Origin of the sequence: Streptomyces sp. NPDC046712 (assembly GCF_040645695.1) — a bacterium.
Taxonomy (GTDB): Bacteria; Actinomycetota; Actinomycetes; order Streptomycetales; family Streptomycetaceae; genus Streptomyces.
In genome coordinates, this window is the sequence record NZ_JBEYYW010000034.1 from 63,524 (window position 1) to 87,587 (window position 24,064).

A 24,064-nucleotide genomic window follows, 5' to 3' on the forward strand; every position below is an offset into this window, starting at 1 on the left:
GACACCACCCGATGGACTCTGCCGGATCCCGTATGCCCAGAACAGCCAGGACGGCATCTCTGCTCGCCGCCGCGCTCCTCGCCACCGTCGTCCCGTCCGCCGGGGCGAGCGCGGCCGAAGCGGTGCCGAGGATCGACCTCACCGTCCTGGTCGTCGACGACGGCGGCAGCGCAGTGGAGGCGATCACCTCCGAGCTGCGCTCGACCGGCGTCCCGTACCGCCGGGTCGATCTGGCCGATTCCGGCCGCCCGGTCATCGACGCCGCCTTCCTCAGCGACACCGTCTCGGGGCGCCCCCGGGCCAAGTACCAGGGCGTCGTCCTGCCCCACGAGGCCGCCTTCGGCCCCGACTCCGCCGAGCAGGCGGCCCTCTCCGCCTACGAGAAGACCTTCGGCATCCCGCAGGTCGACGCGTACACCTGGGCCCACCCCGGCGTCGGTCTCGACTACACCAGCGAGGGGGGACTCTCCGGTCCCCTCGACGGGACCGCCGCCTCCGTCACCCCGGCCGGCAAAGCAGGACCGTTCCGCCACCTGGACGGGCCGCTGACCTTCGAGGACAACGACCCGGCGATCTCCGAGAGCTACGGCTACGCCGGCCGCCCGCGCGAGGGCTTCACCAGCTACCTCGACATCCCGGTCGACGGCGGCGGCCGGGCCAGCCTCATCGGCGAGTACGCCCACGACGGGCGCCGCGAACTGGTCGTCACCTTCGCCTACAACCAGTACCAGCGGCAGTTCCGGGCGCTCGCCCGCGGCATCGTCGAATGGCTCACCCAGGGCGTCCACCTCGGCCAGAGCCGCAGCTACTTCTCCGTCCACGTCGACGACGTCTTCGCCCCCGACGCCCGCTGGGACACCGCCCGGAACTGCACCCCCGGCGACTTCGACTGCCCCGGCGGCGACGGCGAGGCCGGCGAGAACCCGGTCCGGATGACCGCCGACGACGCCCGGTACGCCGCCGCCTGGCAGAAGGCCGCCGGCTTCACCCTCGACATGGTCTACAACGGCGGCCAGGGCGAGCAGTGGAAGACCGAGCACGGAGGCACCGACCCGCTCGCCGCGCAGTTGATCGCCGACCGCGCCCAGTACCGCTGGGTCAACCACACGTACACCCACCCCTTCCTCGGCTGCGTCCAGGACACCTCCACCGTCCCCTGGCAGTGCGCCAAGAACGCCACCGGAACCACCCTGTGGATGAGCCGCAGCGAGATCTCCGGACAGATCAGGAACAACCACAACTGGGCCGTCGGCAAGGGTCTCTCCGTCGACCGGTCCGAACTCGTCACCGGCGAGCACTCCGGCCTGAAGACCCTCCCGCAGCAGTCCGCCGACAACCCGAACCTGGCCGGCGCGCTCTCCGACAACGGCGTGAAGTGGGTCGCCAGCGACAACTCCCGCGAGCCGCTGCAGCGGTCCGTCGGCGCCGCCAGGACCGTCCCGCGCCACCCCATGAACGTGTACTACAACGTGGGAACGGCCGCCGAGATGGCCGACGAGTACAACTGGATCTACACCTCGCGCGCCGACGGCGGCAGCGGGATCTGCGAGTCCAACCCGGCCTCCACCTGCCTGCCCGCCCCGCTCGACACCGCCACCGGGTACGCCTCCCACATCGTCCCGCAGGAGGCCCGCACGGCCCTCTCCCACATCGTGGCGAACGACCCGCGCCCGCACTACGTCCACCAGTCCAACCTCGCCGAGGAGCGGATCCTCTACCCCGTCATCGACCGGGTACTCGCCGACTACCGGGCCCTCTTCGCCGACAACACCCCCCTGGTGAACCCGCGTCAGCGCGACGTCGGCACCGAACTGAACCGCCGCACCGCCTGGGACCAGGCGCTCGCGGCCGGCCAGGTCACCGCGTACCGCATCGGCACCACCGTCACCGTCAAGGCGCCCGCGGGCGGGACAGCACCGGTCACCGCCCCCGAGGGCACCCGCAAGCAACTCCTCCTCGGTACATCGGCGTTCGGGGCGCCGTACGCCGGAGCCCGCTCGGCCTGGACCGCCCCGGAGCCGCTGCAGAGCACGATCACGCTCCGGCTCCCGACCGCCTGACCGACCATCCGTACGTTCTGGGGGAAACGCACATGCCGAGCAGTGGCCGTCACGTCACCATGCTCACCGAAGGCACCTATCCGCATGTCCACGGGGGAGTCAGCACCTGGTGCGACCAGCTCGTCCGCGGCATGCCCGAGGTCGACTTCCAGGTCCTCGCCCTCACCGGCAGCGGCCGCGAACCGGTCACCTGGGAGCTGCCGCCGAACGTCTACCGGCACACCGCCTTCCCGCTCTGGGGCCCGGCCCCGGAGCGGGGGCGGGCCCCGTGGGGGCGGGCGCGCCGCCGCTTCGTCGACACCTACGAGCGCTTCCTGCTCTCCATGCTCGACCCCGAGGCAGGCTGCGACTTCGGCGAGGGCCTCTACGCCCTGGCCGAACTCGCCCGGAACGGCGGGCTCACCGCGGCCCTGCGCTCCGAGCGGGTACTGCGCTCGCTGATGTGGATCTGGACCATGCCGCACCTGCCGACGGCCGCGGCCCGGCCCACCGTGCACGACGCGCTGACCGCCACCGACCTGCTGGAGCACGCGCTGAGACCGCTCGCCGCCCGGATACCCGGCAGCAGCGTCGCGCACGCCGTCTCCAGCGGACTCGCGACCCTGCCGGCGCTCGCCGCCCAGCACTTCGAAGGGGCACCCTTCCTGCTCACCGAGCACGGCATCTATCTGCGGGAGCGCTATCTCGGCTACCGCACGGAGTCGCAGCGCTGGCCCGTCAAGGCCCTGATGCTCGGCTTCTACCGCGAGCTCAACACCCTCGGCTACCGCAAGGCCGACCTCATCACCCCCTGCAACCAGTACAACCGGCGCTGGGAGGAGCGCGGCGGCGCACCCGCCGCCCGCATCCGGACCGTCTACAACGGCGTCGACCCGCACGCCTTCCCCTACGCCGGGCCCGAACCCGAGGTCCCCACCCTCAGCTGGTGCGGCCGGATCGACCCCATCAAGGACCTGGAGACGCTGATCCGGGCGTACGCGGTCTCGCGCGCCGAACTCCCCGAGCTGAGGCTGCGGTTGTTCGGCCCGGTACCGGCCGGGAACGAGGATTACCAGACCCGCCTGGAGAAGCTGGCGGCCGAACTGGGCGTCACCGACGGCATCACCTTCGAGGGCCGGGTCTCCGATGCGGCCGGAGCCTATGCGGCGGGCAGTGTGGTGGTGCTGTCCTCGATCAGCGAAGGGTTCCCCTTCTCCCTGATCGAAGCCATGTCCTGCGGCCGGGCCACGGTCTCCACGGACGTGGGCGGGGTACGCGAGGCCGTCGGCGACACCGGACTCGTCGTCCCGCCGCGCGAACCCGCCGTGCTGGCCGCGGCCGTGTCGGAGCTGCTGCGTGACGGGGAGCGGCGGGCCGAACTCGGCCGCAGGGCCCGGCAGCGGGTCGTCGACCGGTTCACCCTGCACCGCTCGGTGGACGGCTTCCGCCAGATCTACCGCGAACTCGCCGGACAGCCGGTCCGTCCGGCCGACCCCGACGACTCGGCCGACTGGACGGTGCGCCTCACCGACCCCTGGCGCCAGGAACTCGTCGGCGGAGGCTCCCTCTCATGAGCGGCTCGCTCTGGCTGAAGAACGGCACGATGCGGGACACCCTGCCGGTGATCCCGCGCCCTCGCCCGCACGGTGGCGCCGTCGCGGTCGCCGACGGCCCGTACGAAGCACCCCTCGGCCACCCGGCCCCGGAGGAGCCCTACGCCGACGACCCGCTCGACGAACTCGCCGACCGGCTCGACGCGTTGGCCGCCGACGCCGTGCATCCCGACGAGATCGCCGCGATCCTGGAGTCCGACGGGATGACCGACGACCACATCCGGCTCACCTACGGGCGCGCCGACTCCTTCGCACTCGCCGAGGACCTCTACGCGCGCGTGGAGCGGCGCCACCCCGAGCCGGCGGCCCCACGCACCGCGCCCTGGCACAGCGGGCTCGCCGGCTGTCTGCTGCGCGGGCTCGTCTTCGCCCTGCCCGGCCTCGCGTACGTGCTCGGGGCGCCGCTCCTGGCCGGGCCGGGTACGGGACCGCTGCTCGCGGGGGCCGTGGCCGGGTGGGTGTGGAACCAGGCCCTCGCCCACCGCGCGTACTCCTGGCTCGGCCTCGGCGACCGCGGATCCTCCGCCCGCGCCCTGCTCGTCGGGGCTCCGGCGGGTGCGCTCGTCGGCACGGTCGTCGCCGCCCTCGCGGCCGCCGGTCCCGGCGCGTGGGGTGTCGTCGTGTTCGCCGCCGGGCAGTCCCTCTACCTCGGGGCCGCGACCGTCCTGCTCGTCCTCGGCCGCGAACGCGCCCTGCTCTGCGCCCTGCTGCCGCTCGCCGGCGCCGTGCCCGCGTTCTGGTACGACCTCCCGGACGCCCTCCGCGCCGGGCTGCTCGTCCTCTCCCTGACGGCCACGGTCGCCTTCGCGGCGATCGTGCTGCGGCCCGGCCCGAGGCGGCCCCGGTCCGGCCCCCCGCTCACCGCGTCCCTCCCGTACGGTCTCTTCGGCCTCGGTACCGGCCTGCTCGTGCTGCACGCGGGGGGCGGCGACGCCCTCGTGACGGGCGCCGCGCCCGTGGTCGCGCTCACCCTGTCCATGGGGCCCGCCGAGTGGCTGCTGTATCGATTCCGCAGCGAGAGCCTCGCCGGGCTGCGCACCCTCACCAGTGCCCGGGCGTTCCGGCGTGCGGCCGCGGGGACGCTGGCCCACTGCCTTGGCGCGTATCTGGCCGTGCTGCTCGCCCTCGCCTCCGTCGGCACGCTGCTGTGGCCCGGAGCGCCGGAGCTCGGCGGGATCCGGCTCCTCGGGCTGCTGCTCGTCGGGATCGTGCTCTGGCTCGGCCTGCTGCTCCAGGCGTTCGGCGCGGTCCGGAGCGCGGCCGCGGTGTGCACGCTCGCCGCCGCGGCGCAGACCTTCACCCCGACCGCCGGCCCTGCCGTGGCCGGCGCCGCGGCCGCAGTCCTGGCCGTCCTGGCCTGTGCCCTGCTCGTACGGCCGACCGCCCACCGTGTCTGAGGAAGGAACCGTGAACTCCGCTCTCCTCGTGCCCTTCTACGAGCATCCGGCCGACCGGCCCGACGCCTGGGCCGCCGTGATCGAGGCCGCGCCGTCGCTGTACGGCGTCGTCCTCAACCCCGCGAACGGTGCGGGCGAGGCCCTCGATCCTGCCTTCGCCGCCGTGGCCGAACGGCTCCGTGCCGCCGGGGCGCGCGTGCTCGGCTACGTCGACACCGCGTACGGCCGCCGGTCGCACGGCGAGGTCGTCGGCGAGCTGCTCCGCCACCGCGACTGGTACGGGGCCGACGGCGCCTTCCTCGACCAGGTGCCGACCGCGCCCGACGCTCTCGCCCACTTCCGCCGCATCGGCGTCGCCGCGCGCGCCGCCGGAGCCCGGACGCTGGTCCTCAACCACGGCGCCCACCCCGACCCCGGTTACGCGGTGCTCGCGGATCTGCTGGTCACCTTCGAGGGCCCCTGGGACTCCTACCGCGCCCTCGACCTCCCGGTCGCCGACCACTACTGCCACCTGGTCTACGCGGCTCCCCGCGACGTCCTGCCGGCCACCCGCGTCCACTGCGCGGTCCCGGGCGCGGGGGCCCACCCCTGGGGCACGCTCCCGTACGCCCTGGAGCCGATGGCTCAGCCGGTGACGGAGTAACAGGTGGCCCGGCCCTCGCCGTTGTCGGTCCACTCCCGCTCGGTCGACCAGGTGTGCCAGGAGCGGCCACCGGACGTCGTCGCGCACGCCTTGTCCGCCCGGTCCTCCGCCGCCTCGTCGCCGGGGTAGCCGCCGGTGAGCGTGTGCCGGCCCAGGAACCGGCCGTCGTAGGAGCCGGTGCAGGGGACCCGCACCACCAGCCTGCTGTGGCGCAGACCGGTGTTGAAGTCCATGCAGTCCCCGGACTTCGCGTCGTACGTGGCGATCACCGCCGTTCCCGCGTCCAGGGTGCGCTCGGTGGGTCTGATCACGCCTTCATGACCGGGCCGATGTGCGGGAGGTTGCCCTCCGGCACGTCACGAATCGATCACCCCAGCGTCAGTGCGACGAGCGCCACCGTGCCCGCCGTCTCCTCCACCGCGCCGAACACGTCGCCCGTCACCCCGCCGAACCTCCGCACGCACCGCCGCAGCAGCAGCGCCGCCGCGCCGAGCCCCGCCGCTGCCGCGAGGACATGGCGCAGGGCGTCGTACGGGGAGAACAGCGCCCCCGCCGCGGCGCAGGCCACCAGAACGCCTGCCGTGGCCAGGGCCGCGGCGCGGACCGGGACCGTGGCGGCGACCATCGCGCCCAGGCCCTCCGGGCGGGCCGCCGGGACGCCCAGGCGGGAGGCGTGGGTGAGGGCGAGGCGGGCGACCGTGGCGGCGAGGGCGGCGGCGACCGTGCCGTACGCCCAGCCCTCCTCGTACAGCCGGTACAGCGCGGCGACCTGGGCGAGCAGGGTGAAGAGCAGCACGATGACACCGAACGGGCCGATGTCCGACTGCTTCATGATCCGCAGCGCGTCCTCCGCCGGCTTCGCGCTGCCGAGCCCGTCCGCCGTGTCCGCGAGCCCGTCCAGGTGCAGGCCCCTGGTCATCAGCGCCGGGACCGCCGCCGTGGCCACCGCCGCGAGCAGCGGGCCGGAGCCGAGGAGGAGCAACACGCCGCCGACCGCGGCGGAGAAGAGTCCTATGACGAGACCCGCGAGCGGGGCCCAGAGCATTCCGGCCCGCGCGGCGTCCCGGTCCCAGCGGGTGATGCGGGCGGGGAGCACGGTGAGGGTGCCGAAGGCGAAACGCAGGCCGTCCATCCGGGCAGCGTAAGGCAGAGCACTTTCTTGTAAATTGCGCATCACGCGCATATCGGAAGCAGGTGGCATGGGTCACTGGTTCTATCGCAACTTCGTCGAGCCCGGGAAGCTCCCGCTGCTCATCGCCACGTTCTCCTTCGTGGTGACTTTCCTGGTCACGCGGATGATCGTGCGGATGATCCGGGCGGGGAAGGGGCCGTTCGGCAATGTGGAGTCCGCCGGCGGGGTCCACATCCACCATGTCGTGCCGGGCGTCGTCCTCACCGTCGTCGGCGGCTTCGGCGCGGTCGCCAGCGGCAGGGAAGGGGTCATCGCCTGCGTCTTCGCGGCGGTCTTCGGCGCTGGGGTGGGACTCGTCCTCGACGAGTTCGCGCTGATCCTCCACCTCGACGACGTCTACTGGAGCGACCAGGGCCGCAAGAGCGTCGAAGTGGTCATCCTGACCGCCGCGCTGGTGATGCTGGTCCTCGGCGGCTTCTCGCCGCTCGGTGTCAACGAACTCACCGAGGAACAGCGCCAGAACCGCGCCCTCTTCGTCCTCACCCTGTTGGTGAACTTCCTGTTCGTCCTTGTCACCCTGGTGAAGGGGAAGTTCCGGATGGCTGTCATCGGCACCCTGGTGCCGTTCGTGGCGATCGTCGGAGCGGTACGGCTCGCCCGGCCCGGCTCCTGGTGGTCCCGGCGCGCCTACTCACGCCGCCCCAAGGCCCGGGCCCGTTCCCGGCTGCGCACCTACCGGCACGACCGACGCTGGGACCGGGTGCGCCGACGGAGTCAGGACCTGATCGGCGGCTTCCAGGAACGGGTGCCGGGGCGCGACCACGGCTCGGGACCCGACGGCGGCTGACGGCGCTCGAGCCACGCCGTGACGGCCACGAGCACCAGCACGGCCGCGATCGCCGCCAGATGCTCCTTGCCCGCCAGGTTGCTCTTGATCAGCACCTCCACGACCATCGCGACGACCACGAGCGTCCCGGTCCACCGGGCCCGGAAGCGCCAACAGACGTAGACGGCGAGGCCGACCACCGCCGCCGAGGGGCCGGTGTCGACGACCTGCGCGTCCGAGGCGGGCAGCCCGAGCGGATGGTCGGGCCCGAGCGCGATGCCCACGCGCGCGTACAGCGTCCCGGCCAGCGTCGCCAGATACGCGAGGGTGAGCGTGCGCCACCGCCCCAGACAGATCTCGGCGATCCCGAACACCAGCAGGATCTGCGCCAGCGCGCCCCACACCGGCAGGTCGAGCGCCGGGACGAAGAGCGAGAGCGGGGTCCGCAGCAGGGCGAGCCAGAGCGGGTCCTCGGCCCGCACCGAGCCGATGTTCTGGACCGGCTGATAGCCCCATTCCTGGTTCTGGACGAGCTGGAAGAGCGCGGTGAGGCAGACGGCGCCCAGCGTCATCGGGATCGCTCGCCACCTTCGCGTGACGAGCGCGGTCCGTACGGCGGTGAACAGCGGGCCCCACTCGCGGCGTGCGAAGTCCCGGACGGCGGACCTCAACGCCGGCCCTCCAGGTGCTTGCGGTGCAGCCACTTCGGCAGACCGGGGGCCTCCAGGAAGCCCTCGGCGCGGCCCGCGGCGAGGCCGATGCGCAGCAGGTCGGCGCTCTTCTCGAAGAGCATGAAACGGGGCTCCCAGATCGGTCGGTACTTGGCGTTGGCGCGGTACAGCGACTCGATCTGCCACCAGCGGGAGAAGAAGCTGAGCAGCGAACGCCACATGCGCAGCACGGGTCCCGCCCCGAGCTTCGAGCCACGTTCGAAGACGGAGCGGAACATGGCGAAGTTGAGCGACACCTGAGTGATCCCGATCTCCTTGGCGCGCTGCAGGAGTTCGATGACCATGAACTCCATCAGCCCGTTCTCGGAGTCCCGGTCACGGCGCATCAGGTCCAGTGAGAGGCCCTTGGGGCCCCAGGGCACGAAGGAGAGCACCGCCCGCAGCTCGCCTTGCTCGTCGGTGCACTCCAGCATCACGCACCGCCCGTCCTGCGGGTCCCCGAGCCGGCCGAGCGCCATCGAGAAGCCCCGTTCGGTGGCCCCGTCGCGCCAGTCGTCGGCCTTGCGGAGCAGTACGTCCATCTCGTCGGCGGGGATGTCCTCGTGGCGCCGGATCCGCACCTCGTACCCGGCCCGCTTGACCCGGTTGAAGGCCTGCCGCACCGTGCGCATGGCCCGGCCGTCGAGGGTGAACTCGTCGGTCTCCACGATCGCTTCGTCGCCCAGTTCCAGGGCGTCCAGGCCGTGCCGGGCGTAGATGGTGCCGCCCTCCTCGCTCGCGCCCATGACGGCCGGGACCCAGCCGTGCTCGCGGGCCTCGGCCAGCCACGGCTCGATCGCCCCGGGCCAGGCCTCGGGATCGCCGATCGGGTCCCCGGAGGCGAGCGAGACCCCGCCGACCACCCGGTAGGCGACGGCGGCCTTCTCACTGGGGGACCACACCACGCTCTTCTCACGGCGCAGCGCGAAGTAGCCGAGCGAGTCGCGGTCGCCGTGCTTGTCGAGCAGCAGCCGCAGCCTCTCCTCGTCCTCCGCCGTCAGCGGGTCGACGGCCCGGCGTGAGCGGAAGGCGGCGAAGAGCACGGCGAACAGCAGCAGCGTGGACAGGACGTTGATGGTGACGTCGACCCAGCCCGGGGTGGCGATCCCGTCGAAGCGCGAGTCGTCGGCGGCCAGCGTGACCAGCCGCATCACGCCGTACCGCCAGCGCTCCAGGAAGGTGGAGGCGCCGGTGGAGGTGTTGGTGACGGTGACGAGCACGGCGGCGAGCAGCGAGGTGACCAGCAGCCCGCCGACCGCCACGGCGGCGGCGAGCATCGGGTTGGAGCGGTCGCCCTTCGCGTAGAACTCCTTGCGGCCGAGGATCAGAGCGACGACGAACGCCGTGGTCAGGACGAGCGAGATCCAGTTCTGGGCGTGCTGCCGGATCTCGGGGAAGACCATCGCGAAGGCGAAGAGCAACAGGAAGAGCCCGCTGAGGACGATGTTGAGGATCCACGCGGCGCGCTTGCGGCGGCGCATGGTGATCGCCAGGAAGAGCGTGAAGACACCCGAGGCGAAGCCCGCGGTCAGCATGTACGGAGTGAAGTAGTTGTCCGTGTTGTGCCTGCGGAGGTCCTGGCCGAGTGAGACCCACACGGCGCTCAGGAAGTTGATGAATGTGACCGCGCGCAGGTACCAGACGGCGAACGCGGCGCTGCGTCGCGAACGGGTGGTGCCCCGGGGTGTTCCTTCGGTGGACAAACGGACCTCTCCCATGAAAAGCGATCATATGGGGCATCGCTTGCCATGGCCGGGCGCCGGAGGCGGTCGTCCGCGCGTCAGGACGAAGTCCTGGGGGGAGGGACCGCCTCCGGCGCCACGATCCTTCTAGCTCTCCTCGTCCGGGGAGTCCGCCCCGGCATCTTCCGGAATGGTCAGTTCCGGCTGCTCGGGCAGCTCGGCGGCGAGCGCCGCCGCGGCCTGGACGAGGGGAAGAGCGAGCATGGCCCCGGTTCCCTCTCCCACAGTGACGCCGTGGTCGAGCAGCGGGTTGAGCGCCATCCGGTCCAGCGCCTTCGCCTGCGCCGGCTCACCGCTGACCTGACCCGCCAGCCACCAGTCCGGCGCCCGGAACGCGGCCCGCTGCGCCACCAGAGCGCAGGCCGCCCCCACCACACCGTCCAGGATCACCGGCATCCGGCGCACCGCGCTCTGCAGCAGGAAGCCCGTCATCGCCGCCAGGTCCGCCCCGCCGACCGCCGCGAGCAGCTCCATCTGGTCGCCCAGGACCGGCCGGGCGCGCCGCAGCGAGTCCCGGACCGCCGCGCACTTGCGCATCCACGCCAGATCGTCGATCCCGGCGCCACCCCGGCCGGTGACCACCGAGGCGTCCGTCCCGCACAGCGCGGCGATCAGGGTCGAGGCCGGCGTCGTCCCGCCCACGCTCAGATCGCCCAGCACGACCAGATCGGTGCCCGAGTCGGCCTCCTCGTCGGCGATCGCCATGCCCAGGCGTACCGCCGCCTCGGTCTCCTCCGTGGTCAGCGCGTTCTCGATGTCGATCCGGCCGCTGCCGCGCCGCACCCGGTGCCGTACCACCTCGGCCGGCAGCAGCTCCGGATCGCAGTCCAGACCGGCGTCCACCACCCGCACCGGAACGTTCGCGCTGCGGGCGAGCACCGCCACCGGCCTCGCGCCGTCGAGCACCGAGCGGACCAGCTCGTACGCGGTCCCGGCCGGACGGCCGGACACCCCGAGCGAGGCCACCCCGTGATCGCCCGCGAAGAGCACCACCCGCGGCTGCTCGATCGCCCGCACCTTGACCGACCCCTGCGCCGCCGAGAGCCACTCGCCGAGTTCGTCGAGCCGGCCGAGCGCGCCCGGCGGAACGATCAGCCGCTCCCGTCGTTCCTCGGCGTCACGCCGCACCCCGCCGTCGGGGCGCTCGATCAGATCGGAGAAGTCGTCCAGGTTCAAGGCTCTTCCTTGTGACGTCGGCGGTGGCCAGGTGATCGCACCCTACCCGCGCAGCACCAGAGCCTGTCCCGCGACGACGAGAAGCACCTGCTCGCACTCGTCCCCGAAGGCCGCGTTCAGCCGGCCCAGCTCGTCCCGGTAGCGCCGCCCCGCCGCCGTGGCCGGCACGACCCCCGAGCCCACCTCGTTGGTGACGGCGACGACCGTACGGGACGTGGCCCGCACCGCCGCGACCAGCTCGCCGACCCGCTCCCGCAGCGCCTCCTGACCGCCGCTCACCCACCGCTCGTCGTCCCAGGCCCCCACCTGGTCCATGGCGTCCGTCAGCCACAGCGACAGACAGTCGATCAGCAGCGCGGGGCCGTCCGCCGCTTCGAGGAGCGGCACAAGATCGCAGGTCTCGGCGGTACGCCAGGAACCGGGCCGCCGGTCCCGGTGCAGGGCCACCCGCTGCGCCCACTCCGGGTCGCCCTCCCGGGTCCCGCCGGTCGCCACGTACAGCACCTCGGGGAAGGTCTCCAGGCGCCTCTCGGCCTCCACCGACTTGCCCGACCGGGCCCCGCCGGTCACCAGCGTGCGGCGCGGGACGTCGGGCACGTCGTGGTACTCGCCGACATACAGGGTCGTACCGTCCGGCACCGTCCGCGCCCCGGCCGCCGCGAGCCGCCGGTCCAGCTCCGGGCCGTTCGGCACGTCGTGGTCGAGGTGGACGGCGATCACATCGGTGCTCGCGCCGACCGCCCCGGTCGCCCGCAGCCGGGCCAGTGCGTCCGGCCGGCCCGTGACGTCCGCGACGACCATGTCGTACGGACGGCTCTGATGGTCGGGGAGACCGGCGGCGGAGCCGCCCGGCGGCAGATAGAGCAGCCGCTCGCCCTCCGGCGACGTCACCTCGTACCCCGTACCGGGGGAGTCCATGGACACGGCCCGCACCCGGTGCCCGCTGATCAGCGTCAACTCCCGGCCGTCCGGCACCCGCCCCGCGGACGGCAGCCCGGCCGGCACCTCCACGGCGGGTCCGTCGTGCGGATGGGTCAGGAGCACCTGCCGCACGCCGACCAGGGAATGCCCGGCGCGGGCGGCGGCCAGCGCGGCCCCAGGCGTCAGATCGAGCAGCAGCGCCTCGTCCACGAGCAGCGCGGTGGCGGCCCGCGCCCGGTCACCACGAGACGTCGCGCACACGGCGCAGGGGCAGTCGGGGCGGGGGAGCCCGAGGGGGGCGCCGGTGCCGAGCAGAGTCAGTTCCACCCATTGATCCTCCCGCGTCACCGCGAGGGGTGCGCGCCCGGCTACGCTGCGGGCAGGAAACCGATCATCCGGTGAGCCCCAGGAGGCGGACATGGCATGGACGTGGCGGTTCGAGAAGTCCGACGGCACGGAGACCGCTCCCGCGGTGGAACCGGAAGAGTGGACGACCCAGGGCGACGCCGAATCCTGGATCGGTGAGGTCTGGAAGGACCTCCTGGAGGGCGGCGCGGACCAGGCCTCGCTCTTCGAGGACGACACCAAGATCTACACGATGTCCCTGAACGCGGAGGCGTAGAGCGCCCGGGCGGCCCCGGGCTCCGCGGGCCCGGGGCCGCCGAGGTCAGATCTCCCCGAGCGTGACCTCCACCTTGTCCGCGCGGCCCGCGCGCTCGTACGTCACCGTCACCTTGTCGCCCGGCTTCATCGCCGCGAGCGCCTCCGAGAGCGACGTGATCGTCGTGATCTCCGCGTCGCCGAGCCGGGTGATCACGTCCCCCGCCTTCAGGCCCGCCTTGCCCGCCGGCCCGTCCGCCGGTGCCTCCACCACGGCGACCCCGGCCGGTTCGTAGTCGTCGTCGAGCACCGTCCGGCCCGTGATGCCGAGGGCCGCCCGGCCCGAGTCCGTCACCCTGCCGTCCTTGACGATCTGCGCGGCGACCGTCTTCACCATCGACGCCGGGATCGCGAAGCCGATCCCCGCCGCCGAGCCGCCACCCAGCTCCGGGTCCGACGCCGCCAGCGTCGGGATGCCGATGACCTCGCCGTCCAGGTTGACCAGCGCGCCCCCGCTGTTGCCCGGGTTGATCGCGGCCGAGGTCTGCACCATGTTCGGGATGGTCGCCCCCGTACCCCCGCCCGTGCGGCCCTCGCTCACCGTGCGGCCGGTCGCCGAGACGATGCCCTGGGTGACGCTGCCCGACAGACCCAGCGGGGAGCCCATCGCCAGGACGATCTGCCCCACGTCGACCTTGGCCGAGTCGCCGAACCTGGCCGGTTTCAGTCCGGCCGGCACGGAGTTCAGCCTGATGACGGCCAGATCCTGCTCGGGGTAGGTGGCGACCAGCTTCGCGGCCATCGGCTCCTTGCCCGTCGCCGCCGTGACCGTGAAGTTCTGCTCCTCGCCGATCACGTGCGCGTTGGTGACGATGTGGCCCTTGCCGTCGTAGATGATCCCCGAGCCCAGGCTGTCCACGGCGTCGATCTGGACGACCGACGGCAGGACGTCCTTGATGACGGCCCGGTAGTCGTCCTCCAGCTCGTTCGCGGCGAGTGGTGCGGCGGCCTGCGTGGAGCGCTCCCCGCGCGGCGCGGGCCCGAAGGAGCAGCCACCGACCAGGGCGACCGTGCAGGCGGCGGCCGTCAGAGGGAGCAGAAGGCGTCGGGCACGGGATACGTCCATGACCGGAGTATCACGTTCGCCCCTGTATGTCGGCCCGGCGGGCGCCGCCGATCAGGGGGCCGTCGACAGGCGCCCCCGCACGGCAGGCGTCACGGCTGCGAGGACAGGAACTGCGTCGCCGCGAGCTCCGCGTACAGCTCGTCTCCCGCCACCAGCTCGCCGTGGGTCCCCACCGCCCGTACCCGCCCCGACTCCATCACCACGATCCGGTCCGCCAGCGTCACCGTCGACAGCCGGTGCGCCACCACGAGGACCGTCACCTCACGGGCCGCCTCCGCGACCACGTCCCGCAGCGCCAGCTCGTTCACCGCGTCCAGCTGCGAGGTCGCCTCGTCCAGGAGCAGCAGCCGGGGCTTGCGCAGCAGCGCGCGGGCGATGGCCACCCGCTGCCGCTCACCGCCCGAGAGCTTGGAGCCGCGATGGCCGACGACCGTCTCCAGGCCGTCCGGCAGCCGCTCGACCAGCGCGTCCAGCCTGGCCCGTACGAGCACGTCCCGGATCTCGTCCTCGGTCGCCTCCGGCGAGGCGAACACCAGGTTCTCGCGCAGCGTTCCCGAGAGGACGGGGGCGTCCTGCTCCACGTATCCGATCGCCGCCCGCAGATCCGGCAGCGACCAGTCCCGTACGTCCTTGCCGTCGATGAGGACCCGGCCGCCGCCGGGCTCGTAGAACCGCTCGATCAGCCCGAACACGGTCGTCTTGCCCGCGCCCGAAGGGCCGACGAAGGCGGTCATGCCGGCGCCCGGCACGGTGAAGGAGACACCGCGGTGGACGTCGGGCAGATCGTCGCGATAGCGGAAGGAGACGTCCTCGAAGACGACGGAGGCCGGTCGGCCGTCGGCCGGAGCAGCCGCGGGGGCGCCCAGCTCCTCCGTCTCCAGGCGCTCGGCCTCCAGGATGCGGCCGATCGCCGCCGAGCCCACCTGGTACTGCGTCGCCGCCTCGACCAGCTTGGAGACGGGCTCGATCAGATAGAAGAGAAAGAGCAGGAAGGCGATGAGCGAGGACACGGATATCGCCCCGGACGCGACGCGGGCGCCGCCGATCCCGAGCACCGCGAGGAACGACACCTGGACGGCCAGACCGATCGAGGAGCCGGCCACCGACTGCCACTTGGCGGAGCGGACCCCGTGCCGCCAGGCCTCCTTCGCCGCCGCCTCCACGACCGCGGTCTCCCGCTCCTCGGCGCCCGACGCCTTGATCGTGCGGAAGGCCCCGAAGGCCCGCTCCAGGACCGTGGAGATCTCGCCGACCGCCTCCTGGGAACGCCGCGTCGCCCGGGAGATCCTCGGCATCACGAAGGCGAACGCGCTGCCGATCAGCACGATCACCCCCAGCGTGACCCCGAACAGGACGGGATCCATCCACGCCATCAGCGCGAGGGTCGCCACGAAGGCGAGACCACCGGTCGCGGCGGACACCACCGACTGGGTGGTGACGGCGCGCAGCAGGGTCGTGTCGGAGGTGACACGGGACATCAGATCGCCCGGCTGGGTCTTCTCCACCTCGGGCAGCCGCAGGCGCAGCAGCCGGCCGATCAGGGTCCGGCGCGCGGCGAGCACGACGGACTCGGCCGTCCGCTCGAGGATGTACGCGCCGAGCGACTCGACCGCCGTGCCGAACACGACGAGGGCGGTCAGGAGGAGCAGGATCCCGGCGATCGACCCGTCCTCGCCGAGCCGCTCGACGAGTTCCTTCGCGGCGAGCGGCTGCGCGAGCCCGCCGGCGGCGCCGACCAGGGCGAAGAGGGCGCCGAGTGCGACGGTCCAGCGATGCGGCCGGAAATGCGCGTACAGGGCGCGCCACACCTCACGCGCGGGTACGGCGGGGGCGGCGGTGGCGGCAGGGGTGTCGGTGCTCACGGGGGTGAGGACGCGAAACGGGCCGTCCCACCTGACCGGCCCGGCACCCCTTCGAGAAGGACGCCCGGGCCGGACGCGGGAGAGCTAGGGCCTGTCCGGCGGATCAGGGTCGGACAGGCCCTAGCCCCGGACGCCGCACAGGTGCAGGAGCGCCGCGATCCGGCGGTACGGTTCCGTCCGGCCGGCGCGGTCCTCGGCGGCGAGCAGCCGCTCCAGCTCCTCGGCGGCCGGCAGCCCCACGTCGCCGGCCATGCCGTCGGTGAAGACCCGCACGCCGTACCAGGCGTGCAGCGGCGCGGCGATCCCCGCCAGCGTCGACGTCAGCGCGTCGAGCCGGTCGGCCCGCACCTTGAAGCCGTTGTCGTCGGTGTACGTGTCCGACTCGAAGCCGGTCAGCGCGCCCGACCAGTCCCCGGCCAGACCCGGCCGCATGGCCAGCGCGTCCGCGTTCCGTACGACCAGGGAGAGCAGACCCCCGGGCGCCAGCATCCGGGCGAGACCCGCGAGCAGGGCGTCCGGCTCGTCCGCGTACATCAGGACACCGTGGCAGAGCACCACGTCGAAGCTGCCCGGCAGGAAGTGGACACCGGTCTCGCGGCCGTCGCCCTCGATCAGCCGGACCCGCTCACGGATCCCGGCCGGTTCGGTGGCCAGCGAGTCCCGGGCGGCCTTGAGCAGCTCGGGATCGGCCTCCAGACCGGTCACCGTGTGACCGGCCCGGGCCAGCCGCAGCGCCTGGGTGCCCTGCCCCATGCCCGCGTCGAGGATCCGCAGCCGCTGCCCCACCGGGTAGCGGCCGGCTATCTGCTCGTCGAGCTGGCGCGCGATGAGCTCCTGACGGACGGTCTCGCGCAGCCCGCCGTACCCGCTCGGCCACGGGGAGGTGGCGGGCAGCAGCGGACCGCCGCCCGCACCGGAACCGGAGCCGTCCCCGCTCAGGGCCGCTCTCCGCGCTTGACCTGCGGCTTCGGCAGCCGCAGTCGGCGCATCTGGAGCGTACGCATCAGGCCGTAGGCCACGGCACCCCGCTTCGGCTCGTTCGGGAAGCGCTCGTTCAGCTGCTTCTTCAGACGGAGCCAGATGCCGATCGAGTCGATGACGATCATGACGATCACACCGAGCCAGAGCAGCAGCGAGATGTTCTGCAGCGCCGGGACACGGATCATCGACAGGACGAGGATCACCACGGCCATCGGGAGGAAGAACTCCGCGATGGCGAAGCGGGAGTCGACGAAGTCGCGCACGAAGCGGCGGACCGGACCCTTGTCGCGGGCCGGCAGATAACGCTCGTCACCGCTGGCCAGCGCCTCGCGCTGACGGGCCAGGTCGGTGCGGCGCGCCTCGCGCTGGCGCTTGGCGGCCTCCTTGCGGTCGGTCGGCACCGTCGCGGCGCGACGGCGCTGCGTCTGGGCCTCACTCCGCTTCGGTGTCGGGCGGCCCTTGGGGGCCTCGGGGTCGCGGGGCTGCTTGGAGAGGTCCGCCGTCACCTTGTCGGTGGGGGCCTTCTCTTCCTTCGAACGGCTACGGAACACAAACCCCAGGGTACGTGGTGGGGGGTGTGGACCCCAGTCCGGCCGGGAACGATCCGGTATCGGCCTGCGTCTGTGGGGGTACGTACGGACGACACGCACGGTTTCCCTGAGGTCCATCTACTCCCTGGGCCTGAGAGAGCCCGTACGTACTCGTCCTTGGGGAGGAGCACATCCGGCCCCGAACAGTGCGGTAATGGAGGCAGGGACCGTACTGTGGATCCTGTTGGAGTGCTTGAGCCGAGTCCGTCAGAAGGGGGCGCGCGAAGCCCATGAGCGGTGTCATGAAGCGTATGGGGATGATCTTCCGCGCGAAGGCAAACAAGGCCCTCGACCGGGCCGAGGATCCGCGCGAGACCCTCGATTACTCCTACCAGAAGCAGCTGGAGCTCCTGCAGAAGGTCCGGCGGGGCGTCGCCGACGTGGCGACCTCGCGCAAGCGGCTCGAACTGCAGCTGAACCAGCTCCAGGGTCAGTCCTCCAAGCTGGAGGACCAGGGCCGCAAGGCGCTGGCCCTCGGCCGTGAGGACCTGGCGCGCGAGGCGCTGTCCCGGCGGGCGGCGCTGCAGCAGCAGGTGAGCGACCTCGAGGTGCAGCACCAGACGCTGCAGGGCGAGGAGGAGAAGCTCACGCTGGCCGCGCAGCGACTCCAGGCCAAGGTCGACGCCTTCCGTACGAAGAAGGAGACGATCAAGGCGACCTACACGGCAGCCCAGGCACAGACCCGGATCGCCGAGTCCTTCTCCGGCATCTCGGAGGAGATGAGCGACGTCGGCGTGGCGATCCAGCGCGCCGAGGACAAGACGGCCCAGCTGCAGGCCAGGGCCGGCGCGATCGACGAGCTGCTCGCCTCGGGCGCGCTCGACGACCAGTCGGGCCTCGCCAAGGACGACATCCAGGCGGAGCTGGACCGGCTGTCCGGCGGTACGGACGTCGAGCTGGAGCTCCAGCGGATGAAGGCGGAGCTGGCGGGCGGCCCCTCGGCCTCGAAGCAGGCGATCGAGGGCGGTACGGGCACGCAGCAGGACCAGGCCCAGGGTCAGCAGTCCTCCACCCCGAGGTTCGACAAGCAGTAAGGACGGCGCGTCATGATCGTGAGGATCATGGGGGAGGGCCAGCTGACGCTGGCCGACAGCCACCTCGCCGAGCTGAACAAGCTGGACGACGAGCTGCTCGCGGAGATGGAGTCGGGGGACGACGCCGGCTTCCGCCGCACGCTCACGCAACTCCTCGACAAGGTCCGCGAACTCGGCGAGCCGCTCCCCGACGACACGCTCGAACCCTCCGAACTGATCCTTCCGTCTCCGGACGCGACGCTCGAAGAGGTCCGCGAGATGCTCTCCGACGACGGTCTGATCCCGGGCTGACGCCTCCGACGAACGGCAGCGCCCCGCCTCCCTCCCAGGGGAAGCGGGGCGCTGCCGTGTCCGGCACCCCGTACCGTTGCTGCCTGTGACCTCCCTCGACAGCGGTTTCTCGCGGGGTCGGCGCTGGCTCCGGGCGCACCCCCTCGCCTTCGACGCCGGCCTCGCCCTCGGTGCACTCGCCTGCATGGTCACCGGGTCCTTCGCGGACCCCCATGGCAGCCCGAACGGCCCCACCTTCGGCGACCGCACCCCCGACGGCACCAGCGTCCTCCTGATGGTGCTCGGCGCCGCCGCCCTCGTCCTGCGCCGGCGCGACCCGCTCGCCGTCCTCGCCTTCACCGGTGGGGTCGCCCTCCTCGAGCTGATCGCCGACGACCGCCCGGCCCCCGTCGCCATGAGCGCCGTGATCGCGCTCTACACCGTCGCCGCCCGCACCGACCGCCCCACCACCTGGCGCGTCGGACTGCTCACCATGGCCGTGCTGACGGGCGCCGCGATGCTCTTCGGGCCCACCCCCTGGTACGCCCAGGAGAACCTCGGCGTCTTCGCCTGGACCGGCATGGCCGCGGCCGCCGGCGACGCCGTCCGCAGCCGCCGCGCCTTCGTCGACGCCATCCGCGAGCGGGCCGAGCGGGCGGAACGGACCCGCGACGAGGAGGCCCGGCGCCGGGTCGCCGAGGAACGCCTCCGGATCGCCCGCGACCTCCACGACGTCGTCGCCCATCACATCGCCCTGGTCAACGTCCAGGCCGGGGTCGCCGCCCACGTCATGGACAAGCGCCCCGACCAGGCCAAGGAGGCCCTCGCCCACGTCCGCGAGGCCAGCCGCTCCGCCCTGAACGAGCTGCGCGCCACCGTCGGTCTGCTGCGCCAGTCCGGCGACCCCGAGGCGCCCACCGAACCCGCCCCCGGCCTCGCCGTCCTCGACGAGCTGCTCGCCACCTTCCGCAACGCGGGCCTCCCCGTCGAACTGGCCCGCGCGGACGAGGACGCCGACCTGCCGGCCGCCGTCGACCTCGCCGCGTACCGGATCATCCAGGAGGCGCTGACCAATGTGCAGAAGCACGCGGGGCCGGACGCGAAGGCCGAGGTGAGCGTCGTCCGGGTCGGCCGGACCGTGGAGATCACCGTCCTCGACAACGGAGTGCCGCAGCAGGCGCCGCCCGCCGACACCGGCGGGCACGGACTGCTCGGCATGCGGGAACGCGTCACCGCGCTCGGCGGCAGGCTGACCGCAGCACCCCGCTACGGCGGAGGCTTCCGGGTCCAGGCGATACTGCCCGTGACGGCCGCCACGGCCCGTACGGGGGAGGACACATGACGATCCGGGTGCTGCTCGCCGACGACCAGGCCCTGCTCCGCAGCGCCTTCAAGGTGCTCGTGGATTCCGAGCCGGACATGGAGGTGGTGGCCGAGGCCGCCGACGGGGCCGAGGCCGTCGCCCTGGCCCGGTCCACGCGCGCCGACGTCGTCCTGATGGACATCCGGATGCCCGGCACGGACGGACTCGCCGCCACCCGCCTGATCACCGCCGACCCGGAGCTGTCTGCCGTACGGATCGTCATGCTGACCACCTTCGAGGTCGACGAGTACGTCGTGCAGTCGCTCCGCGCCGGCGCCTCCGGCTTCCTCGGCAAGGGGGCGGAACCGGAGGAACTGCTCAACGCGATCCGTATCGCCGCCGCCGGCGAGGCCCTGCTCTCGCCCGTCGCGACCAAGGGTCTGATCGCCAAGTTCCTTGCGCAGGGCGGAAGTTCGGACCCGGAGAACGGCCAGGACTCACCGGCGTACTCCGAGCGGCTCGCCGCCCTCACCACCCGTGAACGCGAGGTCCTCGTCCTCGTCGCCGGCGGCCTCTCCAACGACGAGATCGCCGAACGCCTCGAGGTCAGCCCCCTCACGGTCAAGACCCATGTCAACCGGACCATGGCCAAACTCGGCGCCCGCGACCGCGCCCAGCTGGTGGTCACGGCGTACGAATCCGGTCTGGTACGTCCAAGGGTGGAGTGAGGGAGTACTCCGGCGTACTCCAGACGCGGTATGCGCGGGATAAGGAATTGGACCCGGGGGCCGAGGATCCGCTGCTTCCCATGGCTGATGGTGTTACCGGGCACCTGTGGAACGTCCTGGCGCCCGCCTGCCGAGTACGCCACAGAAGAGAGACCCCATGTCCTGGCTGTCCAGATTCAGCCTCGCGCAACGGGCCCTGATCGGGCTGATGTCCATCGTCGCCATCGTCTTCGGGGCGATAGCGATACCGCAGCTGAAGCAGCAGTTGCTGCCCTCGATCGAGCTTCCGATGGTCTCGGTCCTCGCCCCTTACCAGGGCGCCTCGCCCGACGTGGTCGAGAAGCAGGTCGTCGAACCGCTCGAAAGCACCATCAAGGCCGTCGACGGCATCAAGGGCGTGACCTCCACGGCCTCCGAGGGCAACGCCGTCATCATGGCCACCTTCGACTACGGCGACGAGGGCACCAAGCAGCTCGTCGCCGACGTCCAGCAGGCCGTGAACCGGGCGCGCGCGATGCTCCCGGACGACGTCGACCCGCAGGTCGTCGCCGGTTCCACCGACGACATCCCGACCGTCGTCCTCGCCGTCACCTCCGACAAGGACCAGCAGGCCCTCGCCGACCAGCTGGAGCGCACGGTCGTCCCGGCCCTCGAGGACATCGACGGCGTCGGCCAGGTCTCCATCGACGGCGTCCAGGACCTCCAGGTCTCCGTGACCCCCGACGAGAAGAAGCTCGCGGCGGCCGGGCTGAACACCATGAAGCTCGCCCAGGCCCTTCAGACGGGCGGCGCAACGGTGCCGGCCGGCTCGTTCTCCGAGGCCGGCAAGAGCCGTACGGTCCAGGTCGGCGGTGGCTTCACCTCCCTCCAGCAGATCCAGGACCTGCGCATCAAGCCCGAGCAGGGCAAGGCCGTCCGCGTCGGCGACGTGACCACGGTGAAGCAGGAGGAGTCCTCCCGGGTCTCCATCACCCGTACGAACGGCAAGCCGAGCCTCGCCGTCCTGGCCACGATGGACAACGACGGCAGCGCCGTCGCCATCTCCGAGGCGGTCAAGGACAAGCTGCCCGAGCTCCGCAAGGACCTCGGCGCGGGCGCCGAGCTGACCGTCGTCTCCGACCAGGGCCCGGCCGTCTCCAAGTCGATCTCCGGTCTCACGACCGAGGGCGCGCTCGGCCTCGTCATGGCCGTCCTCGTGATCCTGGTCTTCCTGGCCTCGATCCGCTCCACGCTGGTCACCGCGGTCTCCATCCCGCTCTCGGTGGTCCTCGCGCTGATCGTGCTGTGGACCCGTGACCTCTCGCTCAACATGCTGACCCTGGGCGCCCTCACCATCGCCATCGGCCGGGTCGTCGACGACTCGATCGTGGTCCTGGAGAACATCAAGCGGCACCTCGGCTACGGCGAGGAGCGCCAGTCGGCGATCCTCACGGCGGTCCGCGAGGTCGCGGGCGCCGTGACCTCCTCGACCCTCACCACGGTCGCGGTCTTCCTGCCGATCGGTCTGGTCGGCGGCATGGTCGGCGAGCTGTTCGGCTCGTTCAGCCTGACCGTCACCGCCGCGCTGCTCGCCTCGCTCCTGGTCTCCCTCACCGTCGTCCCGGTTCTCTCGTACTGGTTCCTGCGCGCCCCCAAGGGCACGTCGGCGGACCCGGACGAGGCCCGGCGCCTCGCCGAGGAGAAGGAGAACAAGAGCCGCCTCCAGCGCCTGTACGTACCCGTCCTGCGCTTCGCTACCCGGCGCCGCCTCACCAGCGTGGCGATCGCGATCGTCGTCCTGGTCGGCACCTTCGGCATGGCCCCGCTCCTGAAGACCAACTTCTTCGACCAGGGCGAGCAGGAGGTCATGAGCATCAAGCAGGAGCTGGCCCCTGGCACCAGCCTCGCGGCGGCCGACGAGGCCGCGAAGAAGGTGGAGAAGGTCCTCTCCTCCACCGACGGCGTGAAGAACTACCAGGTCACGGTCGGTTCCTCGGGCTTCATGGCCGCCTTCGGCGGCGGCACGGGCGCCAACCAGGCCTCGTACCAGCTGACCCTGGAGGACTCGGCGTCCTACGAGAAGACGCGCGACGCCATCGGCGAGGCCCTCGGCAAGCTCGACGGCATCGGCGACACGACGATCGCGGCCGGCGACGGCTTCGGCAGCCAGGACCTGAGCGTCGTGGTCAAGGCCTCCGACGCGGACATCCTGAAGAAGGCGTCCGAGGCGGTCAAGGCCGAGGTCGCGGAACTCGACGACGTCACCGACGTCCAGAGCGACCTGTCGCAGTCCGTGCCGCGGATCTCCGTCAAGGCCAACGCGAAGGCGGCGGACCTCGGCTTCGACGACACGACGCTCGGCATGGCCGTCGCCCAGGCGGTCCGTGGCACCCCCGCCGGCAAGGCGATCCTCGACGACACCGAGCGGAACGTCGTCCTGACCTCGGCGAACCCGGCCACGACGATGGACGGCCTCAAGAAGCTGCCGCTGGGTCCGGTCAAGCTCGGCGACATCGCCGAGGTGAAGCTGGTCCCCGGCCCGGTCTCGATGACCCGGATCGACGGTGCGCGCGCGGCGACGATCACGGCCAAGCCGACCGGTGACAACACCGGCGCGGTCAGCGCCGAGCTCCAGAAGAAGATCGACGCCCTCGACCTGCCGGAGGGCGCGACGGCCTCCATCGGCGGTGTCTCCGAGGACCAGTCCGAGGCGTTCGTCAACCTGGGCCTGGCGATGCTCGCGGCCATCGCGATCGTCTTCATGCTCCTGGTGGCGACCTTCAAGTCGCTGGTGCAGCCGCTGATCCTGCTGGTCTCGATCCCGTTCGCGGCGACCGGCGCGATCGGTCTGCTCGTGGCGACGGGGACGGCGATGGGTGTCCCGGCGATGATCGGCATGCTGATGCTGATCGGCATCGTGGTCACCAACGCGATCGTCCTGATCGACCTGATCAACCAGTACCGGGCGCAGGGCCTGGGGGTCGTCGAGGCGGTCGTCGAGGGTGGCCGCCACCGTCTGCGCCCGATCCTGATGACGGCACTGGCGACGATCTTCGCGCTGCTCCCGATGGCACTCGGCATCACCGGCGAGGGCGGCTTCATCGCCCAGCCGCTGGCGGTGGTGGTGATCGGCGGCCTGATCACCTCGACGCTGCTGACGCTGCTGCTGGTCCCGACGCTCTACGCGATGGTGGAACTCCGCAAGGAGCGCCGCGCGAAGAAGAAGGCGGCGAAGCGGGCGAAGAAGCGGGACGGCACGCTGGACAACCCCGAGCAGCCGGACGTGACCCCCGCGGACGCGACGCTGCTGGACAAGCTGGACGCGCTGGACATCTGACGCCCCCAGGGCGCCCCACGGAGGCCCGGCTCGGCACCGACGGTGCCGAGCCGGG

Annotated in this window: 21 protein-coding genes; 11 read left to right on the plus strand and 10 right to left on the minus strand. The window is 72.2% G+C overall.

What is annotated here, in order from left to right:
- Positions 1–32: 32 nt before the first annotated feature.
- From ABZ939_RS32295 to ABZ939_RS32310, 4 genes are read left to right on the plus strand one after another with little or no spacing between them, the layout of a single operon-like run.
- Complete coding sequence (locus ABZ939_RS32295; protein WP_361863174.1) at positions 33–2,060, plus strand: hypothetical protein; 2,028 nt, start codon at positions 33–35, stop codon at positions 2,058–2,060.
- 32 nt (positions 2,061–2,092) lie between these two features.
- On the plus strand, positions 2,093–3,613 hold the full coding sequence (gene pelF / locus ABZ939_RS32300; RefSeq protein ID WP_361863177.1) for a GT4 family glycosyltransferase PelF: 1,521 nt from the start codon (positions 2,093–2,095) through the stop codon (positions 3,611–3,613).
- The gene (locus tag ABZ939_RS32305; RefSeq protein ID WP_361863180.1) at positions 3,610–5,049 is read left to right on the plus strand and encodes a hypothetical protein; all 1,440 of its coding nucleotides are present in this window, start codon (positions 3,610–3,612) and stop codon (positions 5,047–5,049) included. Before pelF ends, ABZ939_RS32305 begins: the two co-directional genes overlap by 4 nt.
- 10 nt (positions 5,050–5,059) lie before the next feature.
- The gene (locus ABZ939_RS32310; RefSeq protein ID WP_361863183.1) at positions 5,060–5,692 is read left to right on the plus strand and encodes a spherulation-specific family 4 protein; all 633 of its coding nucleotides are present in this window, start codon (positions 5,060–5,062) and stop codon (positions 5,690–5,692) included.
- On the opposite strand, the gene ABZ939_RS32315 is transcribed toward ABZ939_RS32310, so the two are convergent.
- Positions 5,674–6,003, minus strand: coding sequence for a hypothetical protein (locus ABZ939_RS32315; protein WP_361863186.1), 330 nt, complete (start codon positions 6,001–6,003; stop codon positions 5,674–5,676). The two genes, ABZ939_RS32310 and ABZ939_RS32315, sit on opposite strands and share 19 nt — an antisense overlap.
- A 56-nt stretch (positions 6,004–6,059) precedes the next feature.
- Positions 6,060–6,824, minus strand: coding sequence for an adenosylcobinamide-GDP ribazoletransferase (gene cobS / locus ABZ939_RS32320; protein WP_361863188.1), 765 nt, complete (start codon positions 6,822–6,824; stop codon positions 6,060–6,062).
- Positions 6,825–6,891: 67 nt separating this feature from the next.
- Between cobS and ABZ939_RS32325 the strand changes: the two genes are divergently transcribed.
- Positions 6,892–7,671 (plus strand): hypothetical protein, encoded by a 780-nt coding sequence (locus tag ABZ939_RS32325; RefSeq protein WP_361863191.1) that lies wholly within the window; start codon positions 6,892–6,894, stop codon positions 7,669–7,671.
- On the opposite strand, the gene ABZ939_RS32330 is transcribed toward ABZ939_RS32325, so the two are convergent.
- From ABZ939_RS32330 to ABZ939_RS32345, 4 genes are all read right to left on the minus strand, one after another.
- On the minus strand, positions 7,599–8,321 hold the full coding sequence (locus tag ABZ939_RS32330; RefSeq protein ID WP_361863193.1) for a hypothetical protein: 723 nt from the start codon (positions 8,319–8,321) through the stop codon (positions 7,599–7,601). The two genes, ABZ939_RS32325 and ABZ939_RS32330, sit on opposite strands and share 73 nt — an antisense overlap.
- Positions 8,318–10,078, minus strand: a complete 1,761-nt coding sequence (locus ABZ939_RS32335) for a phosphatidylglycerol lysyltransferase domain-containing protein (protein ID WP_361863196.1) — start codon at positions 10,076–10,078, stop codon at positions 8,318–8,320. Before ABZ939_RS32335 ends, ABZ939_RS32330 begins: the two co-directional genes overlap by 4 nt.
- A 111-nt stretch (positions 10,079–10,189) precedes the next feature.
- The gene (cobT, locus tag ABZ939_RS32340; RefSeq protein ID WP_361863198.1) at positions 10,190–11,278 is read right to left on the minus strand and encodes a nicotinate-nucleotide--dimethylbenzimidazole phosphoribosyltransferase; all 1,089 of its coding nucleotides are present in this window, start codon (positions 11,276–11,278) and stop codon (positions 10,190–10,192) included.
- A 42-nt stretch (positions 11,279–11,320) separates the two neighbouring features.
- A complete protein-coding gene (locus tag ABZ939_RS32345) occupies positions 11,321–12,526 on the minus strand; it encodes a bifunctional adenosylcobinamide kinase/adenosylcobinamide-phosphate guanylyltransferase (RefSeq protein WP_361863201.1) in 1,206 nt (401 codons plus the stop codon).
- 91 nt (positions 12,527–12,617) lie between these two features.
- Between ABZ939_RS32345 and ABZ939_RS32350 the strand changes: the two genes are divergently transcribed.
- Complete coding sequence (locus tag ABZ939_RS32350; protein ID WP_361863204.1) at positions 12,618–12,821, plus strand: hypothetical protein; 204 nt, start codon at positions 12,618–12,620, stop codon at positions 12,819–12,821.
- 45 nt (positions 12,822–12,866) lie between these two features.
- Here the strand turns inward: ABZ939_RS32350 and ABZ939_RS32355 are convergent, their stop codons facing one another.
- The 4 genes from ABZ939_RS32355 to ABZ939_RS32370 form a co-directional block, all read right to left on the minus strand.
- Entirely contained in the window at positions 12,867–13,925 is a 1,059-nt protein-coding gene (locus ABZ939_RS32355) for a trypsin-like peptidase domain-containing protein (RefSeq protein ID WP_361863207.1), read from the minus strand.
- A gap of 89 nt (positions 13,926–14,014) precedes the next feature.
- Entirely contained in the window at positions 14,015–15,787 is a 1,773-nt protein-coding gene (locus tag ABZ939_RS32360) for an ABC transporter ATP-binding protein (protein WP_361863210.1), read from the minus strand.
- Between the two features lie 120 nt (positions 15,788–15,907).
- Entirely contained in the window at positions 15,908–16,642 is a 735-nt protein-coding gene (locus tag ABZ939_RS32365; RefSeq protein ID WP_361863245.1) for a methyltransferase domain-containing protein, read from the minus strand.
- 80 nt (positions 16,643–16,722) lie between these two features.
- Positions 16,723–17,319, minus strand: coding sequence for a DUF3043 domain-containing protein (locus tag ABZ939_RS32370; RefSeq protein WP_361863213.1), 597 nt, complete (start codon positions 17,317–17,319; stop codon positions 16,723–16,725).
- 269 nt (positions 17,320–17,588) lie between these two features.
- On the opposite strand from ABZ939_RS32370, the gene ABZ939_RS32375 reads away from it, so the two are divergent.
- The 5 genes from ABZ939_RS32375 to ABZ939_RS32395 all read left to right on the plus strand — a co-directional run bounded on the left by ABZ939_RS32375 (position 17,589) and on the right by ABZ939_RS32395 (position 24,009).
- The gene (locus tag ABZ939_RS32375) at positions 17,589–18,392 is read left to right on the plus strand and encodes a PspA/IM30 family protein (RefSeq protein ID WP_361863215.1); all 804 of its coding nucleotides are present in this window, start codon (positions 17,589–17,591) and stop codon (positions 18,390–18,392) included.
- A 12-nt stretch (positions 18,393–18,404) separates the two neighbouring features.
- Positions 18,405–18,683 carry a hypothetical protein gene (locus ABZ939_RS32380; RefSeq protein ID WP_361863218.1) on the plus strand — a complete coding sequence of 93 codons (279 nt, stop codon included), beginning with the start codon at positions 18,405–18,407 and terminating at the stop codon, positions 18,681–18,683.
- Between the two features lie 85 nt (positions 18,684–18,768).
- Entirely contained in the window at positions 18,769–20,004 is a 1,236-nt protein-coding gene (locus ABZ939_RS32385) for a sensor histidine kinase (RefSeq protein ID WP_361863221.1), read from the plus strand.
- Entirely contained in the window at positions 20,001–20,693 is a 693-nt protein-coding gene (locus ABZ939_RS32390; RefSeq protein ID WP_361863224.1) for a response regulator transcription factor, read from the plus strand. Before ABZ939_RS32385 ends, ABZ939_RS32390 begins: the two co-directional genes overlap by 4 nt.
- A gap of 157 nt (positions 20,694–20,850) precedes the next feature.
- A complete protein-coding gene (locus tag ABZ939_RS32395) occupies positions 20,851–24,009 on the plus strand; it encodes an efflux RND transporter permease subunit (protein WP_361863227.1) in 3,159 nt (1,052 codons plus the stop codon).
- Positions 24,010–24,064 lie beyond the last annotated feature (55 nt).